Source organism: Streptomyces sp. NPDC127119, from assembly GCF_042677425.1.
Classification (GTDB): Bacteria; Actinomycetota; Actinomycetes; order Streptomycetales; family Streptomycetaceae; genus Streptomyces.
Window position 1 is genome coordinate 1 of sequence record NZ_JBHXTO010000080.1, and the last position, 17,803, is coordinate 17,803.

Genomic DNA, 17,803 nt, shown 5'->3' on the forward strand with positions numbered 1-17,803 from the left:
CCTGCGACTGTCTCCAGTCGGGACGACAGGATTTGAACCTGCGACCCCTTGACCCCCAGTCAAGTGCGCTACCAAGCTGCGCCACGTCCCGATGCGTCTCGCCGCGGTGAACCGCGTGATCGCGCGAACAGAACCTTACCGCACACAGAGGGGTGCCTCGAAGACGGCGAGTGAGGGGGACAATCGGTGCATGAGCAACACCTCTGGCGACACTTCCGGCGACCGGCGGGACCGGGACACGGAGGGCCGGGCGCGCAATGCCCGGCCCCGCGACGGCCTCGGGCGGCCCCTGCCCTACGGGGTGGACGGCGTGGAGCGGCAGCCCGAGGGGGTGGTGCGCGCCCCCGGGGACACCGTCACCGAGGCCCAGGCGCTGCTGGCGGCGGGGAAGCCGTTCCACGCGCACGAGGTCTTCGAGGACGCCTGGAAGTCGGGCCCCGACGAGGAGCGGGCGCTGTGGCGGGGGCTCGCCCAGCTCGCGGTGGGGCTCACGCACTCGGCCCGGGGGAACGTGACGGGCGGGGCCCGGCTGCTGCGGCGCGGGGCCGGCGCGGTCGAGGAGTGGGGTGCCGCTTCCGGGACTCCGCGTCCGTACGGGCTCGCGTTGGACGAACTCGCTTCCTGGGCACGCGAGTTGGCGGATGTCGTGGAGCGGGACGAGGCCGCCGTGGACGCGTCGGTGTGGGCGCCGCGGTTGCGCGGTGGCGGCGACCTCTGAGCCGTTCACGGGCCGTCCGCGGCCGGGTGGGGTGATCGGGGCCGTGCTGCCGTGCGGCAGACTCTGGACGTGCGAAAGATTCATGTCATCGGCATCGGTTCGGGCGACCCCGACCAACTGACCCTCCAGGCGGTCAAGGCGCTGAGGGACACCGACGTGTTCTTCATCCTGGACAAGGGCGAGGTGAAATCGGACCTCGTGCGGCTGCGCCGTGACATTCTCGGCGCGCATCTGCCGGAGGGGACGTACCGGACGGTCGAGGCGCGCGACCCCGAGCGCGACCGTACGGCGGAGGGCGCGGGCTACTCCCCCGCCGTCGGGGACTGGCGCAGCGCCCGCGCCGGCGTCTTCGAGCGGCTGATCGCCGGGGAACTGGACGAGGACGGGACCGGGGCGTTCCTCGTCTGGGGCGACCCCTCGCTGTACGACAGCACGCTGGGCGTCCTGGAGGAGGTCCTGGAGCGGGGTGCCGTGGCCTTCGAGTACGACGTCGTGCCCGGCATCAGCAGCGTGTCGTCCCTCGCCGCCCGTCACCGCACCGGCCTCAACCGGGTGGCGCGGCCCGTGCAGATCACCACGGGCCGCCGGCTCGCCGAGGGCCTTCCCGAGGGCGTCGACGACGTGGTCGTCATGCTGGACGCCCACCAGACGTTCCAGGGGTACGCCGACACCGGCGAGGACATCGACATCTACTGGGGCGCCTATCTGGGCACCCCGGACGAGATCCTCGTCTCGGGGCCCCTCGCCGAGACGGCGCCGCACATCATCGAGGTCCGCACCCGGGCGCGCGAGCGCAAGGGCTGGATCATGGACACGTATCTGCTGCGCAGGCACCTCGGGGACGAAGGCGGGAAAGCCTCCGGGGACGAGGGCGTTCCCGGGCCGGGCTGAGCCGGAGGGCCCCGCCGGCCCGTGGCAGCGGTCCGCACCCCCATGCGGACGGCCCCGCATGCACACCCCACCGGCCGGTGTGAAGCTGACCGGTGTGACGACCATCGACACCGCCGGAGCCCCTGCCGGACCGCCCGCCGCCGAAGCGCCCGCCACGCAGCCGCCCGTGCTGGACAAGCGGCGCCGCAACGTCGTCTTCGTGACGATCATGCTCGGCATGCTGCTGGCCGCGCTGGACCAGACGATCGTGGGCACCGCCCTGCCCACGATCGTGTCGGACCTCGGCGGCGCCGAACACATGTCGTGGGTGGTCACCAGCTACCTGCTGGCGGAGACCGTCGCCACGGTCCTCGTCGGCAAGTTCGGTGACCTGTTCGGCCGCAAGCTCGTCTTCCAGGCGTCGGCGATCATCTTCATCACCGGCTCGTTCCTGTGCGGCCTCTCCTCGAACATGCTCCTGCTGATCTCCTGGCGGGCCATGCAGGGCATCGGCGCGGGCGGTCTGATGGTCACCGCGATGGCCCTGATCGCCGACGTCATCCCGCTGCGGGAGCGCGGCAAGTACCAGGGTGCGATCGGCGCGGTGTTCGGTGTCGCCACCGTGATCGGGCCCCTGCTCGGCGGCCTCTTCACCGACCATCTGACCTGGCGCTGGGCGTTCTACGTCAACGTCCCCATCGCGATCCTCGTCGTGGTCGCCGCGGCCCGCACGATCCCGGTGGTGAAGTCGCCGTCCCGGCCGGTCATCGACTATCTGGGCATCGCGCTGGTGGCGATCGGCGCCAGCGCCCTGATCCTGGCGACGAGCTGGGGCGGCAACGAGTACGCCTGGGGCTCGCCCACCATCATCGGCCTCTTCGCGGGCGGTGTCGTCGCCCTCGCGGGCTTCTGCTGGGTGGAGACCCGCGCGGCCGAACCCATGCTGCCGATGCGCCTGTTCGGCAACCCCGTCTTCACGGTCTGCTCGATCCTCAGCTTCATCGTGGGCTTCGCGATGCTCGGCGCGATGACGTTCCTGCCGACGTATCTGCAGTACGTGGACGGCGACTCGGCGACGATCTCCGGTGTACGCACGCTGCCCATGGTCGTCGGACTGCTCATCGCGTCGGTCTTCAGCGGCAACGTCATCAGCAAGACCGGCCACTACCGGATCTTCCCCATCATCGGCTCGCTGGTCATGGGCGTCGGGCTCTATCTGCTCTCCCTGATGAACAGCGGCACCAGCACCTGGCTCTCCTCGCTCTACATGTTCGTGCTCGGGGCGGGGATCGGCCTGTGCATGCAGGTCCTCACCATCGCCGTGCAGAACACCGTCGAGTACACCGACCTGGGCACCGCGACGTCCGGCGTCACCTTCTTCCGTACGCTCGGCAGTTCCTTCGGGACCGCGGTCTTCGGCACGATCTACGCGAACACGCTGAAGCCGAACCTGGCGGACGGGATCGCCGAGGCGGCCCGGACGAGCGGGACCGATCCCGGGACGCTCACCAAGGCGGCGACCAGCCCGGAGGGGCTGCACGATCTGCCGTCGGCGACCGCCGCGCCTCTCGTCCAGGCGTACGCGGAAACGCTGCAGACCGTCTTCCTGTGGACCGTGCCCGTGGCGGCGCTCGGTTTCCTGGTCTCGCTGTTCCTCAAGCAGGTGCAGCTGCGCGACAGCGCGCGGATGGGGTCGACCGACATGGGCGATGGTTTCGCGACCCCGTCCGCGGCCGACAACCGGCAGCGGCTGGAAGCCACGGTCGGGAAGATCCTCGGCGGCACCCGGCCCGACGAGCTGCGCCGGATCGTCATCGGGGCGGACACCCGGCTGGACATCGCGGGGGCCTGGTCCGTGATGCAGGTCGAGATGTTCACCCGGATGGTCGGTCATGCGAACCTGTCGCTGATCGCCGCGCGCCGGCGGGTTCCGCCGGAGGTACTGGTGCCCGTGTTCCAGCGGATGGTGGACGAGGGGTACCTCACTCATGACGGGAACCTCTTCTCCCACACCGAGGCCGGGGCCCGCGAGGCGGGTGTCATCGGTGAGGCGTGGGGGCGCTGGCTTTCCGATCGCGTCGAGCAGGACCTCGGTCGTCCCTCGGGCGCGGAACTTCGGGTCGCCGTCGACAGCATCGCGAAGCGGTTGCTGGTGGAGGATCTGACGGACGGGGCGTCGGCGGGGCAGGTTACCGGGGCCCTCGCCACGGCCCCGGCCCCGTAAGGGGCGCGGGGAACTGCGCGGCCCACCCCCACGCAGCCGCAGTCGAGAACCGGACCGGACCTGCCCCTACACCTGCACCTCGCATGCCCACTGCGGGTGCGTCGTGGCTGGTCGCGCCCACGCGGCGAAGCCGCACAGTGTCACAGCCCCGCGCCACTATCGGGCGCTGGTCGCACCCACGCGGCGCAGCCGCACAATGTCACAGCCCCGCGCCCCTGACGGGGCCGGGGCCGGTCAGCCCAGGGCTTTGTCCAGGTTGAAGGCCGCGCTGATCAGCGCCAGGTGCGTGAAGGCCTGGGGGAAGTTGCCCTGTTGTTCGCCGGTGTGGCTGATCTCCTCGGCGTACAGGCCCAGGTGGTTGGCGTAGGTGAGCATCTTCTCGAAGGCGAGGCGTGCCTCGTCGAGCCGGCCGGCCCGGGTCATCGCCTCGACGTACCAGAAGGAGCAGATCGAGAACGTGCCCTCCTCGCCGCGCAGGCCGTCGGGGCTCACCTTCGGGTCGTAGCGGTAGACCAGCGAGTCGGAGACCAGGTCCTCGGTGAGCGCGTCGAGCGTGGAGAGCCACTTCGGGTCGGTCGGCGAGATGAACTTGGCCAGCGGCATCATCAGCACCGCGGCGTCCAGGACGTCGTCGTCCTCGTGCTGGACGAAGGCCTTGCGCGCCGGTGACCAGCAGCGGTCCATGATCCGCCGGTAGATCGTGTCGCGGGCGCCGCGCCAGCGCGGGAGGTCCGCGGGCAGGCCCCGGCGGTTGGCCAGCCTGATCGCCCGCTCGATCGCCACCCAGCACATGAGCCGGGAGTAGAGGAAGTTCTTCCGGCCGCCGCGGGTCTCCCAGACACCCTCGTCGGGCTGGTCCCAGTGGTCGCAGACCCACTCGACCAGCGCGCAGATGTCGTCCCACTGGTCGCTGGAGATCGGCTCGGCCCACTTGTCGTACAGGTAGACCGAGTCGATGAGGGCGCCGTAGATGTCGAGCTGGAGCTGGTCGGCCGCCGCGTTGCCGACCCGGACGGGGGCGGAGCCCTGGTACCCCTGCAGGTGGCCGAGCTCCTCCTCGTGCAGGTCGGTGCGCCCGTCGATGCCGTACATGATCTGCAGCGGGCCCGCCGGCCGGCCGTCGCCGGGGCTGATGTGCCGGGCGGTGAACGCCATGAACGACTTGGCTTCGCTGGTGAACCCCAGCCGCAGGAGGGCGTACACGCAGAAGGCCGCGTCGCGCACCCACACGTACCGGTAGTCCCAGTTCCGTTCGCCGCCGATCTGCTCGGGCAGGCTCGTGGTCGCGGCGGCCACGATCGCGCCGGTCGGCGCGTAGGTGAGCAGTTTGAGGGTCAGCGCGGAGCGGTGCACCATCTCGCGCCACCGGCCGCGGTACTGGGAGGCGGTCAGCCAGTTCCGCCAGAACGCCACGGTGGCGCCGAACAGTTGCTCCGCCTCGGCGCGCGGGCAGCCACGGGGCTCTATGGCACCGCTGACCTGGTCGAGGGCGAACACCGCCGACTCGCCCTCGTGAAGTTTGAAGTCCGCCGTCGCGTCGAGCCCGTCGCAGGCGAGCGGCTCGGTGGAGGTCAGGGCGAGCGACAGGTTCTTGGACTCGAAGACCACCGTGTCGTCGTGGAGGCGGGCGGTGTGCGGCTGCGCCGCGTAGTCGAAGCGGGGTGCCACGCGCGCGTGGAACGGGACCGAGCCGCGTACGCACAGCACGCGGCGGATCAGCCGGTGCCGGTCCGCCTCCGTCCCGCCGCCGTCGCTGTTCCCGTCCCCGTCGCCGTCGCCTTCGACCGGCATGAAGTCCTGGATCTCACCGACGCCGTCCTCCGTGAAGAAGCGGGTGAGCAGGACGTTCGTGTCCGGGAAGTAGAACTGCTTGGTCCTGGCCGGGACTGCGGCGGCCAGTTCGAAGGAGCCGCCCTTGTCCGCGTCGAGGATCGAGGCGAAGACGCTGGGGGCGTCGAAGGAGGGGCAGCAGTACCAGTCGATGGTGCCGTTGATGCCTACCAGGGCGACGCTGCGGAGGTCGCCGATGAGGCCGTGGTCGGCGATCGGGAGGTAGCGGCCGTGGTCTTGGCCTTGGCCGTGGCCTGATGTCGGTGGGTCCTGGTGCGCGGATGCCTCGGACATGGGCTCAGGGTAGACGTTCCACTGGGGGGATTGTCGGTTTTCTGCGGGTCCGATGTGGCTGATCGCGCCCACGCGGCGGAGCCGCACATGTCACAGCCCCGCGCCCCTTCAGGGCGAAAAACCGGGGCGCAGCCCCGTTTTTCAGGGGTGCGGGGAACTGCGCGGCCCGCCCCCACCGGCCCGCGGTCGACGAGCGGCCGATCAGTCGCCACCGCACGGCGCTGTTCAGCGCAGCAGCAGTTGCAGGCCGCCCAGGATCGTCGCTCCGATCACCAGGCGTTCGAACAGGCGCTGGTTGATGCGGTCCACCGCCCATTTGCCGATCAGGGCGCCCGGGAGGACGAACGCCGCGAGGGCCGCGTCCAGGAGCAGGGAGTGGCCGTCGATCAGGCCGAGGCCGACGCTGAAGGGGACCTTGGAGACGTTGACGATCAGGAAGAAGAAGGCGGAGGTGCCCAGGAAGCCGAGCTTGCGGAAGCCGGCGGAGAGAAGGTACATCGACATCACCGGGCCGCCCGCGTTGGCGACCATCGTGGTGAAGCCGCCCATCACCCCGTAGGAGCGGGCCTTGATCCGGCCGGTCCGCGTGGCCACCGAGTCGGGCTCCTCGGCCGCCTCCGCGGCGTCGGCCTTCCGGCGGCGCCACATGGTGACCCCGGCCATGAACAGCAGGATCGCGCCGATCGACGTACGCACCATCGCGTCGTCGGCCCACACCAGGAACACCGTGCCGACGACGACGCCCGCGGCGACCGCGGGGAACAGTTTCCACAGGGTCGGCCAGTGCGCGTGCCGCCGGTAGGTGAGTACGGCGAGCACGTCCCCGACGATCAGGATGGGCAGCAGCACCCCCGTGGACGCCCTGGCCGGCAGGACCGCCGCGAAGATCGCGAGGCTCACGGTGTTGGCCCCGCTCACGGCGGTCTTGGAGAAGCCGACGAGCAGAGCCGCGGCGGCGAGGGCGGCGAACTCCCAGGGAGTGATGTTCCAGAGCGTCATCGTGTTCATGCGGGGACCGATGCTATGCCCACCTATCCGGCCGTGTCAGGGGCGTCTCGACAGGTGACCCCTGCCACCGCCACCGGCCGCGCGCTCTGGACCGCCTCCTCGCCCCCTGGAAGGATCGCCCCCGATCATCCCGTCCGTCCCTGATCGTCCCCGTACCCTCGCCGACGCCGATGGAGGACCCATGGCCGACTCCCGCGAACACACCCTCACGGGCACCCGGAGCAGCATCACGGCACGTGAGTGGCCACGGGAACGGCCGCGGTACGTGGCGCTGCTGGTGCATGGATACGGCGAGCACATCGGCCGTTACGCGTACGTCGCCGACGTGCTGCACGGACACGGCGCGGCGGTGTTCGGCCCCGACCACCTGGGGCACGGCAGGTCCGGCGGCGAGCGCGTGCTCGTCGAGGACTTCGAGGACGTGGTGAGCGACGTCCACGCGGTGGAGCTGCTGGCCCGGGACGCGTACCCGGGCGTGCCGGTCGTGCTGATCGGCCACTCGATGGGCGGCCTCGTCGCGGCGCGGTACGCCCAGCGGTACGGGGACGGGCTGACAGCGCTCGTCCTGTCCGGGCCGGTGATCGGCAGCTGGGGGCCGCTCCAGCAGCTGCTCGCGCTCGATCCGCTGCCCGAGGTCCCCATCGACCCGACGGCGCTCTCGCGCGATCCGGCGGTCGGACGGGCGTACGCGGCGGACCCCCTGGTCTGGCACGGGCCGTTCAAGCGGCCCACGCTGAAGGCGTTCGTGCGCGCCCTGGACACCATCGCCAAGAGCGGTGACGTGGGCGCTCTCCCGCTGCTGTGGCTGCACGGGGACGACGACCGGATCGTGCCCCTGGCCGCCAGCCGGGCCGGCGTCGAGGAGCTGCGCGGCACCGAGTGGGACGAGCGCGTGTACCCGGGCGCCCAGCACGAGGTGTTCAACGAGACGGTCAAGGACACGGTCCTGGCCGATGTGACACGTTTCGTGGACGACGTGCTCGCGTGAAACCGCTCCTGCCGGGCAGGCAGGCAGCACACGAAGCCTCCGAACGAGAAGCTCCGGACGAAAGGGACACCCGATGGCCGACGCCCTCGAACTCGACGCGCTGTGGGCCGAGTTCCACCGCGTGGTGAACATGACCTCACAGGAGCTGGCCGCCTGGCTGCGGGTGAACGACGCCTCCGAGGAGTCCGTGGCGCCGCCCGAGCACGCGGGCGCGCCGACCGGCGAGCATGTGCTGGCCATCCTGCAGAAGCGGCGCATCGATCTCACCGAGGACGACCTCGACGTGATGTACGAGGTCGTGGACACCGTCACCGCCGAGACCGGCCCCGAGCAGGGGGCGGGGCAGGCGTCCGAGGCCGAGGAGACCCGGCGCCGCCATCGGCTGATGACCCTGGGCCACGACCCGAGCCGGCCGCAGCTGTGAGCGGTGCGGCCGGTGCGGCCCTCGGGCGCCGGGTCCCACCGTTTGAGCGCAGGGACCTCCCGCTTCAGCGCAGGGTCCACCCGCCGTCCACCGCGAGGTCGACGCCGTTGACCGCCGCGTTGCGGAGCAGGAAGTCCACCGCGTCCACGACGTCCCGCATGCGCGCGAGCCGTCCCGTGGGTGTCTGCGCGCGGTAGTCCTCCAGCACGTCAGCGGGCTTGTCCGACCAGAACGGGCTGTCGCCGACGATCCCCGGGTGGACGGCGTTGACGCGGATCGGGGCGAGTTCCAGGGCGAGCGTGCGCACGAGGCCGGTGACGCCCGCGTTCACCGTCGCGACGGTCGTGGCGCCGGGGTAGGGCCGTTCCTTGGCCTGTCCGCCGAAGACCACGACGGCGCTCTCCTCGGTCATCCGCGGCAGCAGCGTGTGGACGACCTCGGTGTAGCCGACGAGTTTGAGGGTCACGAGGTGCAGCGCGGCCTGGACGTCGTACTCGGTGACGGTGTTCCGGTCGCGCGAGATTCCGGCGAGCACCAGATGGCCGACGTGCTCGACACCGGCCAGCGCGGGCGCGATCTCCTGCGGCCTGGAGAGGTCCAGGGCGAGCCCGTGCGCGCCGATCTCCTTGGCCACCGTGTCGGCCCGGTGGGCGTCGCGTCCGGTGAGGACGACGTCGTCACCGCGTTCCGCGCGGGCGCGGGCGATCGCGAGACCGATACCGGCCGTACCTCCGACGACGACGACACCGCTCATGGCTGCTCCTCCCTTGCCTCCGGTGCATCCAGTACGTCCCGCAGGTGGTCCCAGTCGCGTGCGAACCGGTACGAGTGGCGCGACGGCGGCTGCGGAGCCTGGGTCTCCAGCCAACGCACCGGCCCCGTACCGGCGTTGCTGAAGCCGTGGACGCATCCGGCGCCCGCCCAGGCGGCGTCGCCCACTCCCAGCCGGTGGTGCTCGCCGTCGAAGGTGGCGTCCACGACTCCCTCGACGATCAGATACGTCTCCTCGAAGGGGTGGTCGTGCGCGCCCGCGACGCCGTCGGCCGCGTACTGGACCATGAACATGGTCGAGGCGACCGCGCCCAGGTCGGCGTCCACCATCGTCTTCACGGTGATCCCGCTGTAGACGAGCAGCGCGGTACGCATGCTGGCCGACACCGACAGAAGGTCCTGGGACTGTTTTCCCGGGTCCATCTGCGCGGGCTCGAAGTGGCCGAAGGAGCGGGTGCGCGGGTCGCGTACGTCGATCCTGACCGGCTCGCGGACGGGCAGGGCGGGCACCGCCTGGGTGTCGTGCCCGTAGCGTGCCCTCGGCACCGGCGCCAGCATGTCCGCCCAGCGCGCGACGGTGTCCCCGCCGCCGCGCCAGGCGTGCGGGACGCCGGTCGGCAGCAGCCCGTAGTCACCTTCTTCGAGGAGGTACGAGCCCTCGGGCGTATCGAGGACCACGGTCCCCGAGAGCAGGTGGAAGGACTCCTCGTACGAGTGGACGTGGGCCCCGATCGTCCCGTCCGGCGTCAGTTCGCACACTCCGAAGCCCGTGTGTACGGAGCCGTCCTCCTCCCCCACCATCGACCACCGCGTGAACCCCCTTCTGGCGTAGGGCAGTTGGGGTGGGGCGGCGAACGTGGCGTCCGCCGCCCGCCGGATCACGTGGTGTGTCATGCCTGCTGTCGCTTCCCACGTGCCCCGGCCGCCGCGGCGAGGCGGTCGCGGGACTCCTCGACCAGGCGCCGTGCCCGCCCGACGTCGGCGAGCAGCCTGCCGTCGCGCTTGTGGACGACGCCGTCGACGATGACGGTCTCGACGTTGGAGACGTCCGCGCTCAGCGTCACGGCGGCCACCGGGTCGATGAGCGGCGCGACGTTGAGCGCCGTTGCGTCGATCGCCACGACGTCGGCGCGTTTGCCGGGGGTCAGCGAGCCGGTCCGGTCTTCGAGTCCGGCGACGTGCGCGCCGTTGACGGTCGCGATCTCCAGCATCTGACGTGCCGTCAGCATGGTGCCGGGGATGGGGCTGTCGGCCTGCCAGCACTCGGCGTTCACACGGGCCCGCTCGGCGCCGAAGGCCGCGCGGATCTGGGTGAACATGTCGCCGGGCACGGTCGTGACGACGTCGATGGACAGGGAGGGCCGCAGACCGTACTCGATCGCCTTCATCACGGGCGGCCAGCCGTGCCCCATCTGTGTCTCCACCTGCGGGGCGACGGAGATGGTGCCGCCGCTGTCGGCGACCATCCGCCACTCCTCCTCGCTGAAGTAGCAGCAGTGCACATAGGTGGTGTCGGGGCCGAGCAGACCGAGGCCGTGGAGTTGTTTCACCATGCCGAAGCGGCCCGCCAGCCGTCCCATGCCGGCGTGCACGGTGAGGGGGATGCCCAGTTCGCGGGCGAGGCGCCATTCGGCCTCGACGACGTCGTTGATGCAGAAGCCGGGGCCGCGGGTGGCGAGGCCCATCGTCAACAGGCCGTCGTCGGAGGAGAAATGGCGTTCGCGCACCCGCCGTACGTCGTCGCCGGGTATCGCGATCTTGCTCTCGTACCAGTAGTCGGCGAGCGAGGTGTTGGCGCTGCCGTACGCGTACTGGGCGCGGATGCCGGTCTCGGTGAGGGCCTGGACCGCCGCGTCGGGGTGTTCGGGGGTGTTGTTGATGTGGGACCAGTCGACGAGGGTCGTGATGCCGGCGTTCAGACACTCCAGCGAGCCGGCCAGATTGCCCGCGTACACGTCCTCGGGGCCGTAGACCGGCGCGTAGGTGTCCAGGACCTCGACGAAGTAGTCGTCGAGTGTGGCGTCGGGCGCGCAGCCGCGGATGGGTGCTTCCCAGGTGTGCCGGTGGGTGTCGACGAAGCCGGGCAGGACGATACGGCCCGTCATGTCGAGCACTTCCGCGTCCGCGTCGATGCCGTGGGCGACCGCGGCGATCCTTCCGTCCTCGATCAGGACGTCACCGCCGGGCAGGTCCCCGATGGCGGGGTCCATCGACAGCACGTGGCCCGAGCGCAGCAGCATTCGGTTGGTCATCGCCCAACTCGCCTCTCTCCATGCCGAGTTCCATGCCGAGTTCCGATTTCGGTGAGCCGTCGAAGGCCCGGTTCAGTACGCGCTGAGGTCGCGGACCTTCGCCACGACCTTGTCGACGGTCGGGACGACCTCCTGTTCGAGCACGTCCGCGAACGGCAGCGGTACGCATGCGGCGGTGACCCTGCTGACGGGTGCGTCGAGGAGGCCGAAGCCCTCGTCGGCGACGATCGACACGAGGGTGCCGCCCCAGCCGCCCTGGTAGGGGTTCTCCTCGACGGTCACGAGCCGTGAGGTCTTCGCGAGGGAGCCGAGCACGGTCATCGCGTCGAGCGGTACGAGGCAGCGCAGGTCGACGACCTCCGCGTCGATGCCCTCCTCGGCCAGCCGCTCGGCGGCGGTGAGCGCCAGGGGCACCGTCGAGGCGAGGGCCACGAGTGTGACGTCGTCGCCCTCGCGCACGACGGCCGCCTGCCCCAGTTCGACGACGTGGTCGGACGGCACGGGCGGACCCTTGGTGGCGAGCAGCGCCTTGTGCTCGAAGAAGACCACGGGGTCGTCGCTGCGGATGGCGGCGGCCATCATGCCGATCACGTCGGCGGGCGTGGCGGGTGCCGCGATCTTCAGTCCGGGGACGGTCAGCGCCCAGTTCTCGGTGGCCTGGGAGTGCTGCGCGCCGAAGCCGAGGCCGCCGCCGTTGGCCGTGCGCACCACCAGTGGGACGGTGACCTGACCGCCCGTCATGTAGCGGACCTTGGGGATCTCGTTGGCGAGGTAGTCCCAGCAGCAGGCGAGGAAGTCCGAGAACATGATCTCCGCGACGGGCCGCATACCGGTCATCGCGGCGCCCATCGCCGCCCCGACGATGGCCTGTTCGGAGATCGGCGTGTCCCACACCCGCCCGGAGCCGAACTCCTCGTGCAGCCCGGCCGTCGTCTTGAACACCCCGCCCGCCGCGCCGATGTCCTCCCCCAGGCACACCACCGCCGGATCGCGCCGCATCTCCCGCGCGATGCCCTCGGCGACGGCCTGCCGGTAGGTGATCACGTCCGCCATCGCGCACCTCCGTCGGCCCATACGTCGGTCAGCGCCTCCCGGAGATCGGGCGGGGGCGCGTTCTTCGCGGCCTCGACCGCCGCCTGTACGACGGCTTCGGCGCGCTCGTCCGCCGCGGCGACCGTCCCGGCGGGCACCCCGAGTTCGGCGAGCCGACCGCGGGCCACGTCGAGGGGGTCGTGCTTGAGCCAGCGCTCCACCTCCTCGGCCGGGCGGTAGGTCGCGGGGTCCGCGCGGCTGTGGCCGAAGTGCCGGTAGGTCTGCGCCTCGAGGAGGCCGGGCCCGTCCCCCGCCCGGGCCCGGCCCGCCAGCCGGTCCACCGCCTCCCGTACGGCGACCACGTCGTTGCCGTCGACGATCTCTCCGGGGATGCCGTAGGCGGGCGCCCGGTCGGCCGCGGGGTGGGCCACGGCGGTCACGTCGGCGATCGGGGTGTACTCCATGTAGAGGTTGTTCTCGCAGACGAACAGCACGGGCAGCTTCCATACGGCGGCCAGGTTGAGGGCCTCGTGGAAGGCGCCGATGTTGGTCGCCCCGTCGCCGAAGAAGGCCACGGCGATCTGTCCGGTCCCTCTGAGCCGGGCCGACCAGGCGGCGCCGACCGCCATGGGGAGATGGGCGCCGACGATCGCGTACGAGCCGAGCATGTTGCCCGACGCCTTGGTGAGGTGCATCGAGCCGCCCTTGGCCCCGCACAGGCCGCTCGCACGGCTCATCAGTTCGGCGAGGCACTCCTCGGGGGTCGCGCCGCGGGCCAGGGCGTGGTGGTGGCCGCGGTAGGTGGCGAACACGTAGTCGTCGTCGCGCAGGGCCGCGCTCGCGCCGACCGCGACGGCCTCGTGTCCGGCGGCGAGGTGGGTGGTGCCCTTGACGAGGCCGGACAGGAACAGGTCGTGGGCGGCCTTCTCGGTGCGCCGGATGACGGCCATCTCCTGGTAGAGGGCGAGGAGTTCGGCGGTGTCCGGGCCGTCTGCGGTCCGCGGGGCGGCGGTCATCGTCCGCCCCTGCCCTCGCGGGTGTTCAGGTGGGACTGGGACTCGCGGCGGGTGTTCAGCTCGCCGCCGACGGTCCAGTACTTGCGGCCCGCGACGAGAAGTTCCTCCGCCGGGAACTTGGTGATCACCTCGCACCCGTCGGCGGTGACGACGACCTCTTCCTCGATCCGGGCCGCCGACCAGCCGTCCGCGGCCGGCCAGTACGTCTCCAGCGCGAACACCATGCCCTCTTCGAGGACTTCGGGGTGGTCGAGCGAGACCAGGCGGCTGAAGACGGGCTTCTCCCAGATGGACAGGCCCACCCCGTGCCCGTACTGCAGGGCGAACGCGGCGGTCTCGTCCGGGAAGCCGAACTCCTGCGCCCGGGGCCACACTTGGACGATGTCCGCGGTGGTGGCGCCCGGCCGGACCAGCGCGATCGACTCGTCCATGTAGGCGCGGCAGCGGATGTACGCGTCGCGCTGCGCGGGTGAGGCGCTGCCGACGGCGAACGTGCGGTAGTAGCAGGTGCGGTAGCCGAGGTAGCTGTGCAGGATGTCGAAGAAGGCGGGGTCGCCGGGGCGGATCAGCCGGTCGCTGTAGACGTGCGGATGCGGTGAACAGCGCTCCCCTGAGATCGCGTTGACACCTTCGACGTACTCGCTGCCCAGGTCGTAGAGGACCTTGCTGACGAGTCCCACGCACTCGTTCTCGCGCACGCCCGGCCGTAGGTGGCCGTACAGCTCCTCGTAGGCGGCGTCGACCATCGAGCAGGCCTGGGTGAGCAGGGAGATCTCGTCGGGTGTCTTGACCCTGCGGGCCTCCAGGAAGACCTGCTGGCCGTCGACGACGTCGATGCCCTGCTCCTTGAGGGCGTGCAGGACGGGCATCTCGGCGAGGTCGACGCCCAACGGTTCGCCGGCCAGGCCGTGTTCGCGCAGTTCGGCGGCCACCTTCGCGGCGACGTCGGCGCCGATCCCGGCGTCCGGGTGGAAGGCGCCGCGCAGGGTGGAGATGCCCGCACGGGCTCCGGTGGGCGGGCCCTCCTTGCCCTCGCTGTGGTCGAGCCACGGGTTGTACAGCTGATGGTGGCGGGCGGCGGAGCCGAAGTCCCAGACGACCGGTTCGCCGCCGCGGACGAGGAGCGCGAAGCGGATCAGCTTGTCCATCGCCCAGGTGCCGATGTGAGTGGACGACATGTAGCGGATGTTGGCGAAGTCGAAGCTCAGCAGTGCGCCCAACTCACTGCGGTCCAGAGCCGCGTGCAGCCGCCGCAGGCGTTCCGTGCGGAGCCGGTCGAGGTCGATGCGCTGTTCCCAGTCGACGGCGTTCGGTCCGTAGGTGCGGATTGCCATGACGACCACCACCCTCATCCGGAGTGAACGACCGTCCGGGGAAAGTGTCAAGGCATACTGAACACGAACCAGACACCCACGGCCGGTTCGTCGCCGTCGTTGCGATAGCGGTGCGGGGTCGTCGACTCGAAGCTGACCGCGTCGCCGGGGCGGATCACGTACTCGTCGAAGCCGAGGGTGAGGATCAGTTCGCCGGAGGTCAGATAGCCGTACTCGGTCCCGGCGTGCCGCATGAGGCCGCCCACGCCGGAGGAGGCTCCGCCGGGGCGGTAGGTCACGAGCAGGAAGTCGACGTCCGTTCCGGGGACCCGGCCGAGGCGCTCCCACACGACGCCCGAGTCCAGCTCGAGCACCTCCCGTTCACCGGCGCTGACCAGCGGGCCGATCCTGCGGCGGGGGTCGGCGGCGAAGGCGGCGAGCGCGTGCAGGACGGTACCTTCACCGGGCCGTGCGCCCACCGGGGCGGGCGCCGGGGCGGGAGCGGGAGCCGGGGCCGGATCGTCCTCGGTGTCGAAGAGCGACTCCACCGGGATGGCGAGCGCGGTGGTGATCGCGTAAAGGGTGCTCACCGACGGCTGGCTCTTGCCGGTCTCTATCTGCGAGACGAGGCTCGCGGACACCCCGATCTCGCGGGCCAGCGCGCGCAGGCTCATGCCCTGCGCCGTACGCGCCCGGCGGATGCGCGCGCCGACCGGCGGCACCACGACAGGGGGCACGGGCGGCTCCTCTCGCGGTGGTGACGTGCGCGGGGGCGTTCACCTCCATTGAACAGTACGGCGCCCTCAGTCGTCGTCGGGTTCTTCGACGAGCAGGGCGAAGTCGGTGACGACGGGGACCAGTTCACCGTGCAGCCAGAGAGGGAGCTGGTCCCGGTGGTGTGCGTTGCCCGGTGTTCCGTGGGCGCCCAGGGGGACGACCCAGAGGCTGTTGTCGCGGTCGGCGAGATCCCATACGTACCGGGCGGAGGGGCCTCGGGAGCTGAGGTCGGTGACGCCGGGGGTGCTCGACGTGGCCAGCACGCAGTCGTGGTCGCCCCCGAGGCCCGGCCAGGGCTCGCCTTCGGTGTCCGGGGGGATTTCGTCCTCGGTGGCCGGGAGGAGCCGGACGGGCGCGAGCCGGTGCAGTTCGCCCCAGGTCACGGCCTCCGCCGTGGCGGCCTCCTCCAGCGCGGCCCGTACGACCGCCGTCCGGTCCAGGCCCGGGAGCAGTTCGGTGGTGAGCAGGTTCTCCAGCGCGAAGGCGACCTTCCCGGTGAGGTGCAGCCATGGCGCGAACACCACGGGGTACGCCGACCGCAGCGCCCCGAGCCCGGCCAGTTCCGGGGTCGCGGCGATCCGGCGTACGACGGCGGAGCGCAGCCGGGCGTAGTCCGCGGCGGCGAAACCGTCGGCGTCCATGTGCCGGTCCCAGGACAGCAGCCGTTCCCTCAGCCGTGCCGCCTCGGGGCCGAGACCGTCGAGACGCTGCACGCACCCCAACAGCGGTGCGGCCGACGCGAGATGGGTGTCCATGTGGATGGCCGCCATGCCCCGGGGCGTCCACTCCCGTGACCTCCGCAGCAGGTCGGCGATGCGGTCGGCGCGGTGGGGCGGGGCGAACTCCGTGCCGAGCGGGGCGGCGAGGCCCCGCTCGTTCGCCATCACCGCGATGCCGTCGACCTCGGCGCGCGGGGTGTCGTGGCGGCCCCGCCAGTCGTGACCGGTCCGCCAGGCGGGCACGATCCGCAGCCGGTTGTCCCGGTGGCGGGCGGGCACGTATCCGGCGACGCGGTGCAGCAGGCCGCCGGAGGAGTCCGCCGCGTGCACGACGTTCACCGGTTCGATCCAGCGGTCGAGCGCCCGGTCCACGTCCGCGACCGTACGGGAGCGCAGGAGGGCCGGGAGCACGTCGAAGCCCAGTTCCTCGGTGACGCGGGGCGGGTAGCGGAGGCTGATGCCCCCGAGGGGCCCGTCGGCTTCGGGGCCGGCATCGGGGTCGTCCAGGACGACCGGGCCGCGTTCCGTCTCGATCACGTCGATCACGACCGGGGCACCTCCCGCGACCTGGACGGTCTCGCGGTGGTGGGCGGCCGGCCGCCATCCCGAGGGGCCCAGAGCCTCGATGCCGCCGTCCGCGCCCCCGTCCGGGCCGCCGTCCGTCCGGCGCAGCCGCTCCCGGTAGAGGTCGTGGTAGTCGGACATGGCGTTGGTGATCGCCCAGGCGACGGTTCCGGTGTGGCCGAAGTGGGCGATGCCGGGCACGCCGGGGACGGCGAGACCCACGACGTCGTACTCCGGGCACGAGAGGTGGATCTGCTGGTAGAAGCCGGGGTTCTGGAGGAAGCGGTGCGGGTCCCCCGCGATCAGCGGGAACCCGGAGGCGGTGCGGTCGCCCGAGACCGCCCAGCCGTTCGAGCCCGCCGTACCGGGGTCGTCCGCGCTGAACAACTCCAGCGCTTGGTCGCCAAGTTGGCGGGCGACTTCCTCGCGCCACAGCTTGGTCGGGAATCCCGCGAAGAGGATGTGGTGGGTGAGCCACACGCCGAGAGGTGTCCAGCTGTTCCAGGGTTCCGGGGCGAGTCCCGTGGCCGCGAATTCGGGTGCGCTCGCCGCCGCGCGCGCCAGACCGGCGTTCACCCCCTCGACGTAGGCGCGGACCCAGGCGGCCGTCCCCTCCTCCAGTGCGTCGAAGCAGCGCCGGGCCGTGTCGTCGAGCCGGGCCCGGCGGGCGAAGCGGTCCCAGGGGACGGCGTCCGCACCGAGGAAGGAGGCGGTGGTGCCCTGGGAGCGGTGCCGTTCCAGTTCCAGCTGCCAGGCACGGTCGCGTGCCGCGTTCCGTCCCTGGGCGAAGGCAAGCCGCAGTGGATCGGCGGCCCGGAGATGGGGGATGCCCCAGGCGTCCCGGTACGTACTGCCGGCCATGATCCGGTCCCCCTCGCACTCGACATTCCTGGTCCACGGCTCGATCGGGCGCCTGACACCCCATCCCTCATCAAGTTAGCTTAGGCTAAGCTAACTTCTCTTAGAGGGCTCGGGTGTCCACGCCACCAGGGAGGAGTCCGCC

Annotated in this window: 15 protein-coding genes and 1 tRNA gene; 5 read left to right on the top strand and 11 right to left on the bottom strand. The window is 71.3% G+C overall.

Annotation, left to right across the window (positions count from 1 at the left end):
- Window positions 1-17: 17 nt before the first annotated feature.
- A tRNA-Pro gene (locus tag ACFVH5_RS28160) sits at window positions 18-91 on the bottom strand.
- A 99-nt stretch (window positions 92-190) separates the two neighbouring features.
- Between ACFVH5_RS28160 and ACFVH5_RS28165 the strand changes: the two genes are divergently transcribed.
- The 3 genes from ACFVH5_RS28165 to ACFVH5_RS28175 all read left to right on the top strand — a co-directional run bounded on the left by ACFVH5_RS28165 (window position 191) and on the right by ACFVH5_RS28175 (window position 3,812).
- Window positions 191-718 (top strand): DUF309 domain-containing protein, encoded by a 528-nt coding sequence (locus ACFVH5_RS28165; protein ID WP_385836539.1) that lies wholly within the window; start codon window positions 191-193, stop codon window positions 716-718.
- A gap of 69 nt (window positions 719-787) precedes the next feature.
- A complete protein-coding gene (gene cobF, locus ACFVH5_RS28170) occupies window positions 788-1,609 on the top strand; it encodes a precorrin-6A synthase (deacetylating) (protein WP_385836540.1) in 822 nt (273 codons plus the stop codon).
- Between the two features lie 208 nt (window positions 1,610-1,817).
- A complete protein-coding gene (locus ACFVH5_RS28175) occupies window positions 1,818-3,812 on the top strand; it encodes an MDR family MFS transporter (RefSeq protein ID WP_385836560.1) in 1,995 nt (664 codons plus the stop codon).
- 234 nt (window positions 3,813-4,046) lie between these two features.
- Here the strand turns inward: ACFVH5_RS28175 and ACFVH5_RS28180 are convergent, their stop codons facing one another.
- Both ACFVH5_RS28180 and ACFVH5_RS28185 read right to left on the bottom strand, forming a co-directional pair.
- Window positions 4,047-5,936 carry a glycoside hydrolase family 15 protein gene (locus ACFVH5_RS28180; protein WP_385836541.1) on the bottom strand — a complete coding sequence of 630 codons (1,890 nt, stop codon included), beginning with the start codon at window positions 5,934-5,936 and terminating at the stop codon, window positions 4,047-4,049.
- A 225-nt stretch (window positions 5,937-6,161) separates the two neighbouring features.
- Complete coding sequence (locus ACFVH5_RS28185) at window positions 6,162-6,944, bottom strand: sulfite exporter TauE/SafE family protein (RefSeq protein ID WP_384804099.1); 783 nt, start codon at window positions 6,942-6,944, stop codon at window positions 6,162-6,164.
- A gap of 181 nt (window positions 6,945-7,125) precedes the next feature.
- Between ACFVH5_RS28185 and ACFVH5_RS28190 the strand changes: the two genes are divergently transcribed.
- Both ACFVH5_RS28190 and ACFVH5_RS28195 read left to right on the top strand, forming a co-directional pair.
- On the top strand, window positions 7,126-7,932 hold the full coding sequence (locus tag ACFVH5_RS28190) for an alpha/beta hydrolase (RefSeq protein ID WP_385836542.1): 807 nt from the start codon (window positions 7,126-7,128) through the stop codon (window positions 7,930-7,932).
- A 73-nt stretch (window positions 7,933-8,005) separates the two neighbouring features.
- Window positions 8,006-8,356, top strand: a complete 351-nt coding sequence (locus ACFVH5_RS28195; RefSeq protein WP_385836543.1) for a DUF3140 domain-containing protein — start codon at window positions 8,006-8,008, stop codon at window positions 8,354-8,356.
- A 64-nt stretch (window positions 8,357-8,420) separates the two neighbouring features.
- Here the strand turns inward: ACFVH5_RS28195 and ACFVH5_RS28200 are convergent, their stop codons facing one another.
- From ACFVH5_RS28200 to ACFVH5_RS28235, 8 genes are all read right to left on the bottom strand, one after another.
- On the bottom strand, window positions 8,421-9,110 hold the full coding sequence (locus ACFVH5_RS28200) for an SDR family NAD(P)-dependent oxidoreductase (RefSeq protein ID WP_385836545.1): 690 nt from the start codon (window positions 9,108-9,110) through the stop codon (window positions 8,421-8,423).
- A complete protein-coding gene (locus ACFVH5_RS28205) occupies window positions 9,107-10,021 on the bottom strand; it encodes a cupin domain-containing protein (protein WP_385836546.1) in 915 nt (304 codons plus the stop codon). The genes ACFVH5_RS28200 and ACFVH5_RS28205 overlap by 4 nt, the downstream gene beginning before the upstream one ends.
- Window positions 10,018-11,379, bottom strand: coding sequence for an amidohydrolase family protein (locus tag ACFVH5_RS28210; protein ID WP_385836547.1), 1,362 nt, complete (start codon window positions 11,377-11,379; stop codon window positions 10,018-10,020). The genes ACFVH5_RS28205 and ACFVH5_RS28210 overlap by 4 nt, the downstream gene beginning before the upstream one ends.
- A gap of 72 nt (window positions 11,380-11,451) precedes the next feature.
- Complete coding sequence (locus ACFVH5_RS28215; RefSeq protein ID WP_385836548.1) at window positions 11,452-12,432, bottom strand: alpha-ketoacid dehydrogenase subunit beta; 981 nt, start codon at window positions 12,430-12,432, stop codon at window positions 11,452-11,454.
- A complete protein-coding gene (locus tag ACFVH5_RS28220; protein ID WP_385836549.1) occupies window positions 12,420-13,427 on the bottom strand; it encodes a thiamine pyrophosphate-dependent dehydrogenase E1 component subunit alpha in 1,008 nt (335 codons plus the stop codon). The genes ACFVH5_RS28215 and ACFVH5_RS28220 overlap by 13 nt, the downstream gene beginning before the upstream one ends.
- A complete protein-coding gene (locus ACFVH5_RS28225) occupies window positions 13,424-14,761 on the bottom strand; it encodes a M24 family metallopeptidase (RefSeq protein WP_385836550.1) in 1,338 nt (445 codons plus the stop codon). The genes ACFVH5_RS28220 and ACFVH5_RS28225 overlap by 4 nt, the downstream gene beginning before the upstream one ends.
- A 47-nt stretch (window positions 14,762-14,808) precedes the next feature.
- Window positions 14,809-15,477, bottom strand: coding sequence for a helix-turn-helix domain-containing protein (locus ACFVH5_RS28230; protein WP_385836551.1), 669 nt, complete (start codon window positions 15,475-15,477; stop codon window positions 14,809-14,811).
- 66 nt (window positions 15,478-15,543) lie between these two features.
- On the bottom strand, window positions 15,544-17,661 hold the full coding sequence (locus tag ACFVH5_RS28235; protein ID WP_385836552.1) for a penicillin acylase family protein: 2,118 nt from the start codon (window positions 17,659-17,661) through the stop codon (window positions 15,544-15,546).
- Between the last annotated feature and the right edge of the window lie 142 nt (window positions 17,662-17,803).

What these genes read in the sequence shown, in the direction of transcription:
- ACFVH5_RS28220 (WP_385836549.1), bottom strand. Translation starts at nt 13,427, where the DNA reads ATGACCGCCGCCCCGCGGACCGCAGACGGCCCGGACACCGCCGAACTC.
- ACFVH5_RS28190 (WP_385836542.1), top strand. Translation starts at nt 7,126, where the DNA reads ATGGCCGACTCCCGCGAACACACCCTCACGGGCACCCGGAGCAGCATC.
- ACFVH5_RS28165 (WP_385836539.1), top strand. Translation starts at nt 191, where the DNA reads ATGAGCAACACCTCTGGCGACACTTCCGGCGACCGGCGGGACCGGGAC.
- ACFVH5_RS28215 (WP_385836548.1), bottom strand. Translation starts at nt 12,432, where the DNA reads ATGGCGGACGTGATCACCTACCGGCAGGCCGTCGCCGAGGGCATCGCG.
- ACFVH5_RS28180 (WP_385836541.1), bottom strand. Translation starts at nt 5,936, where the DNA reads ATGTCCGAGGCATCCGCGCACCAGGACCCACCGACATCAGGCCACGGC.
- ACFVH5_RS28225 (WP_385836550.1), bottom strand. Translation starts at nt 14,761, where the DNA reads ATGGCAATCCGCACCTACGGACCGAACGCCGTCGACTGGGAACAGCGC.
- ACFVH5_RS28235 (WP_385836552.1), bottom strand. Translation starts at nt 17,661, where the DNA reads ATGGCCGGCAGTACGTACCGGGACGCCTGGGGCATCCCCCATCTCCGG.
- ACFVH5_RS28185 (WP_384804099.1), bottom strand. Translation starts at nt 6,944, where the DNA reads ATGAACACGATGACGCTCTGGAACATCACTCCCTGGGAGTTCGCCGCC.
- ACFVH5_RS28195 (WP_385836543.1), top strand. Translation starts at nt 8,006, where the DNA reads ATGGCCGACGCCCTCGAACTCGACGCGCTGTGGGCCGAGTTCCACCGC.
- ACFVH5_RS28205 (WP_385836546.1), bottom strand. Translation starts at nt 10,021, where the DNA reads ATGACACACCACGTGATCCGGCGGGCGGCGGACGCCACGTTCGCCGCC.
- ACFVH5_RS28200 (WP_385836545.1), bottom strand. Translation starts at nt 9,110, where the DNA reads ATGAGCGGTGTCGTCGTCGTCGGAGGTACGGCCGGTATCGGTCTCGCG.
- ACFVH5_RS28210 (WP_385836547.1), bottom strand. Translation starts at nt 11,379, where the DNA reads ATGACCAACCGAATGCTGCTGCGCTCGGGCCACGTGCTGTCGATGGAC.
- ACFVH5_RS28175 (WP_385836560.1), top strand. Translation starts at nt 1,818, where the DNA reads ATGCTCGGCATGCTGCTGGCCGCGCTGGACCAGACGATCGTGGGCACC.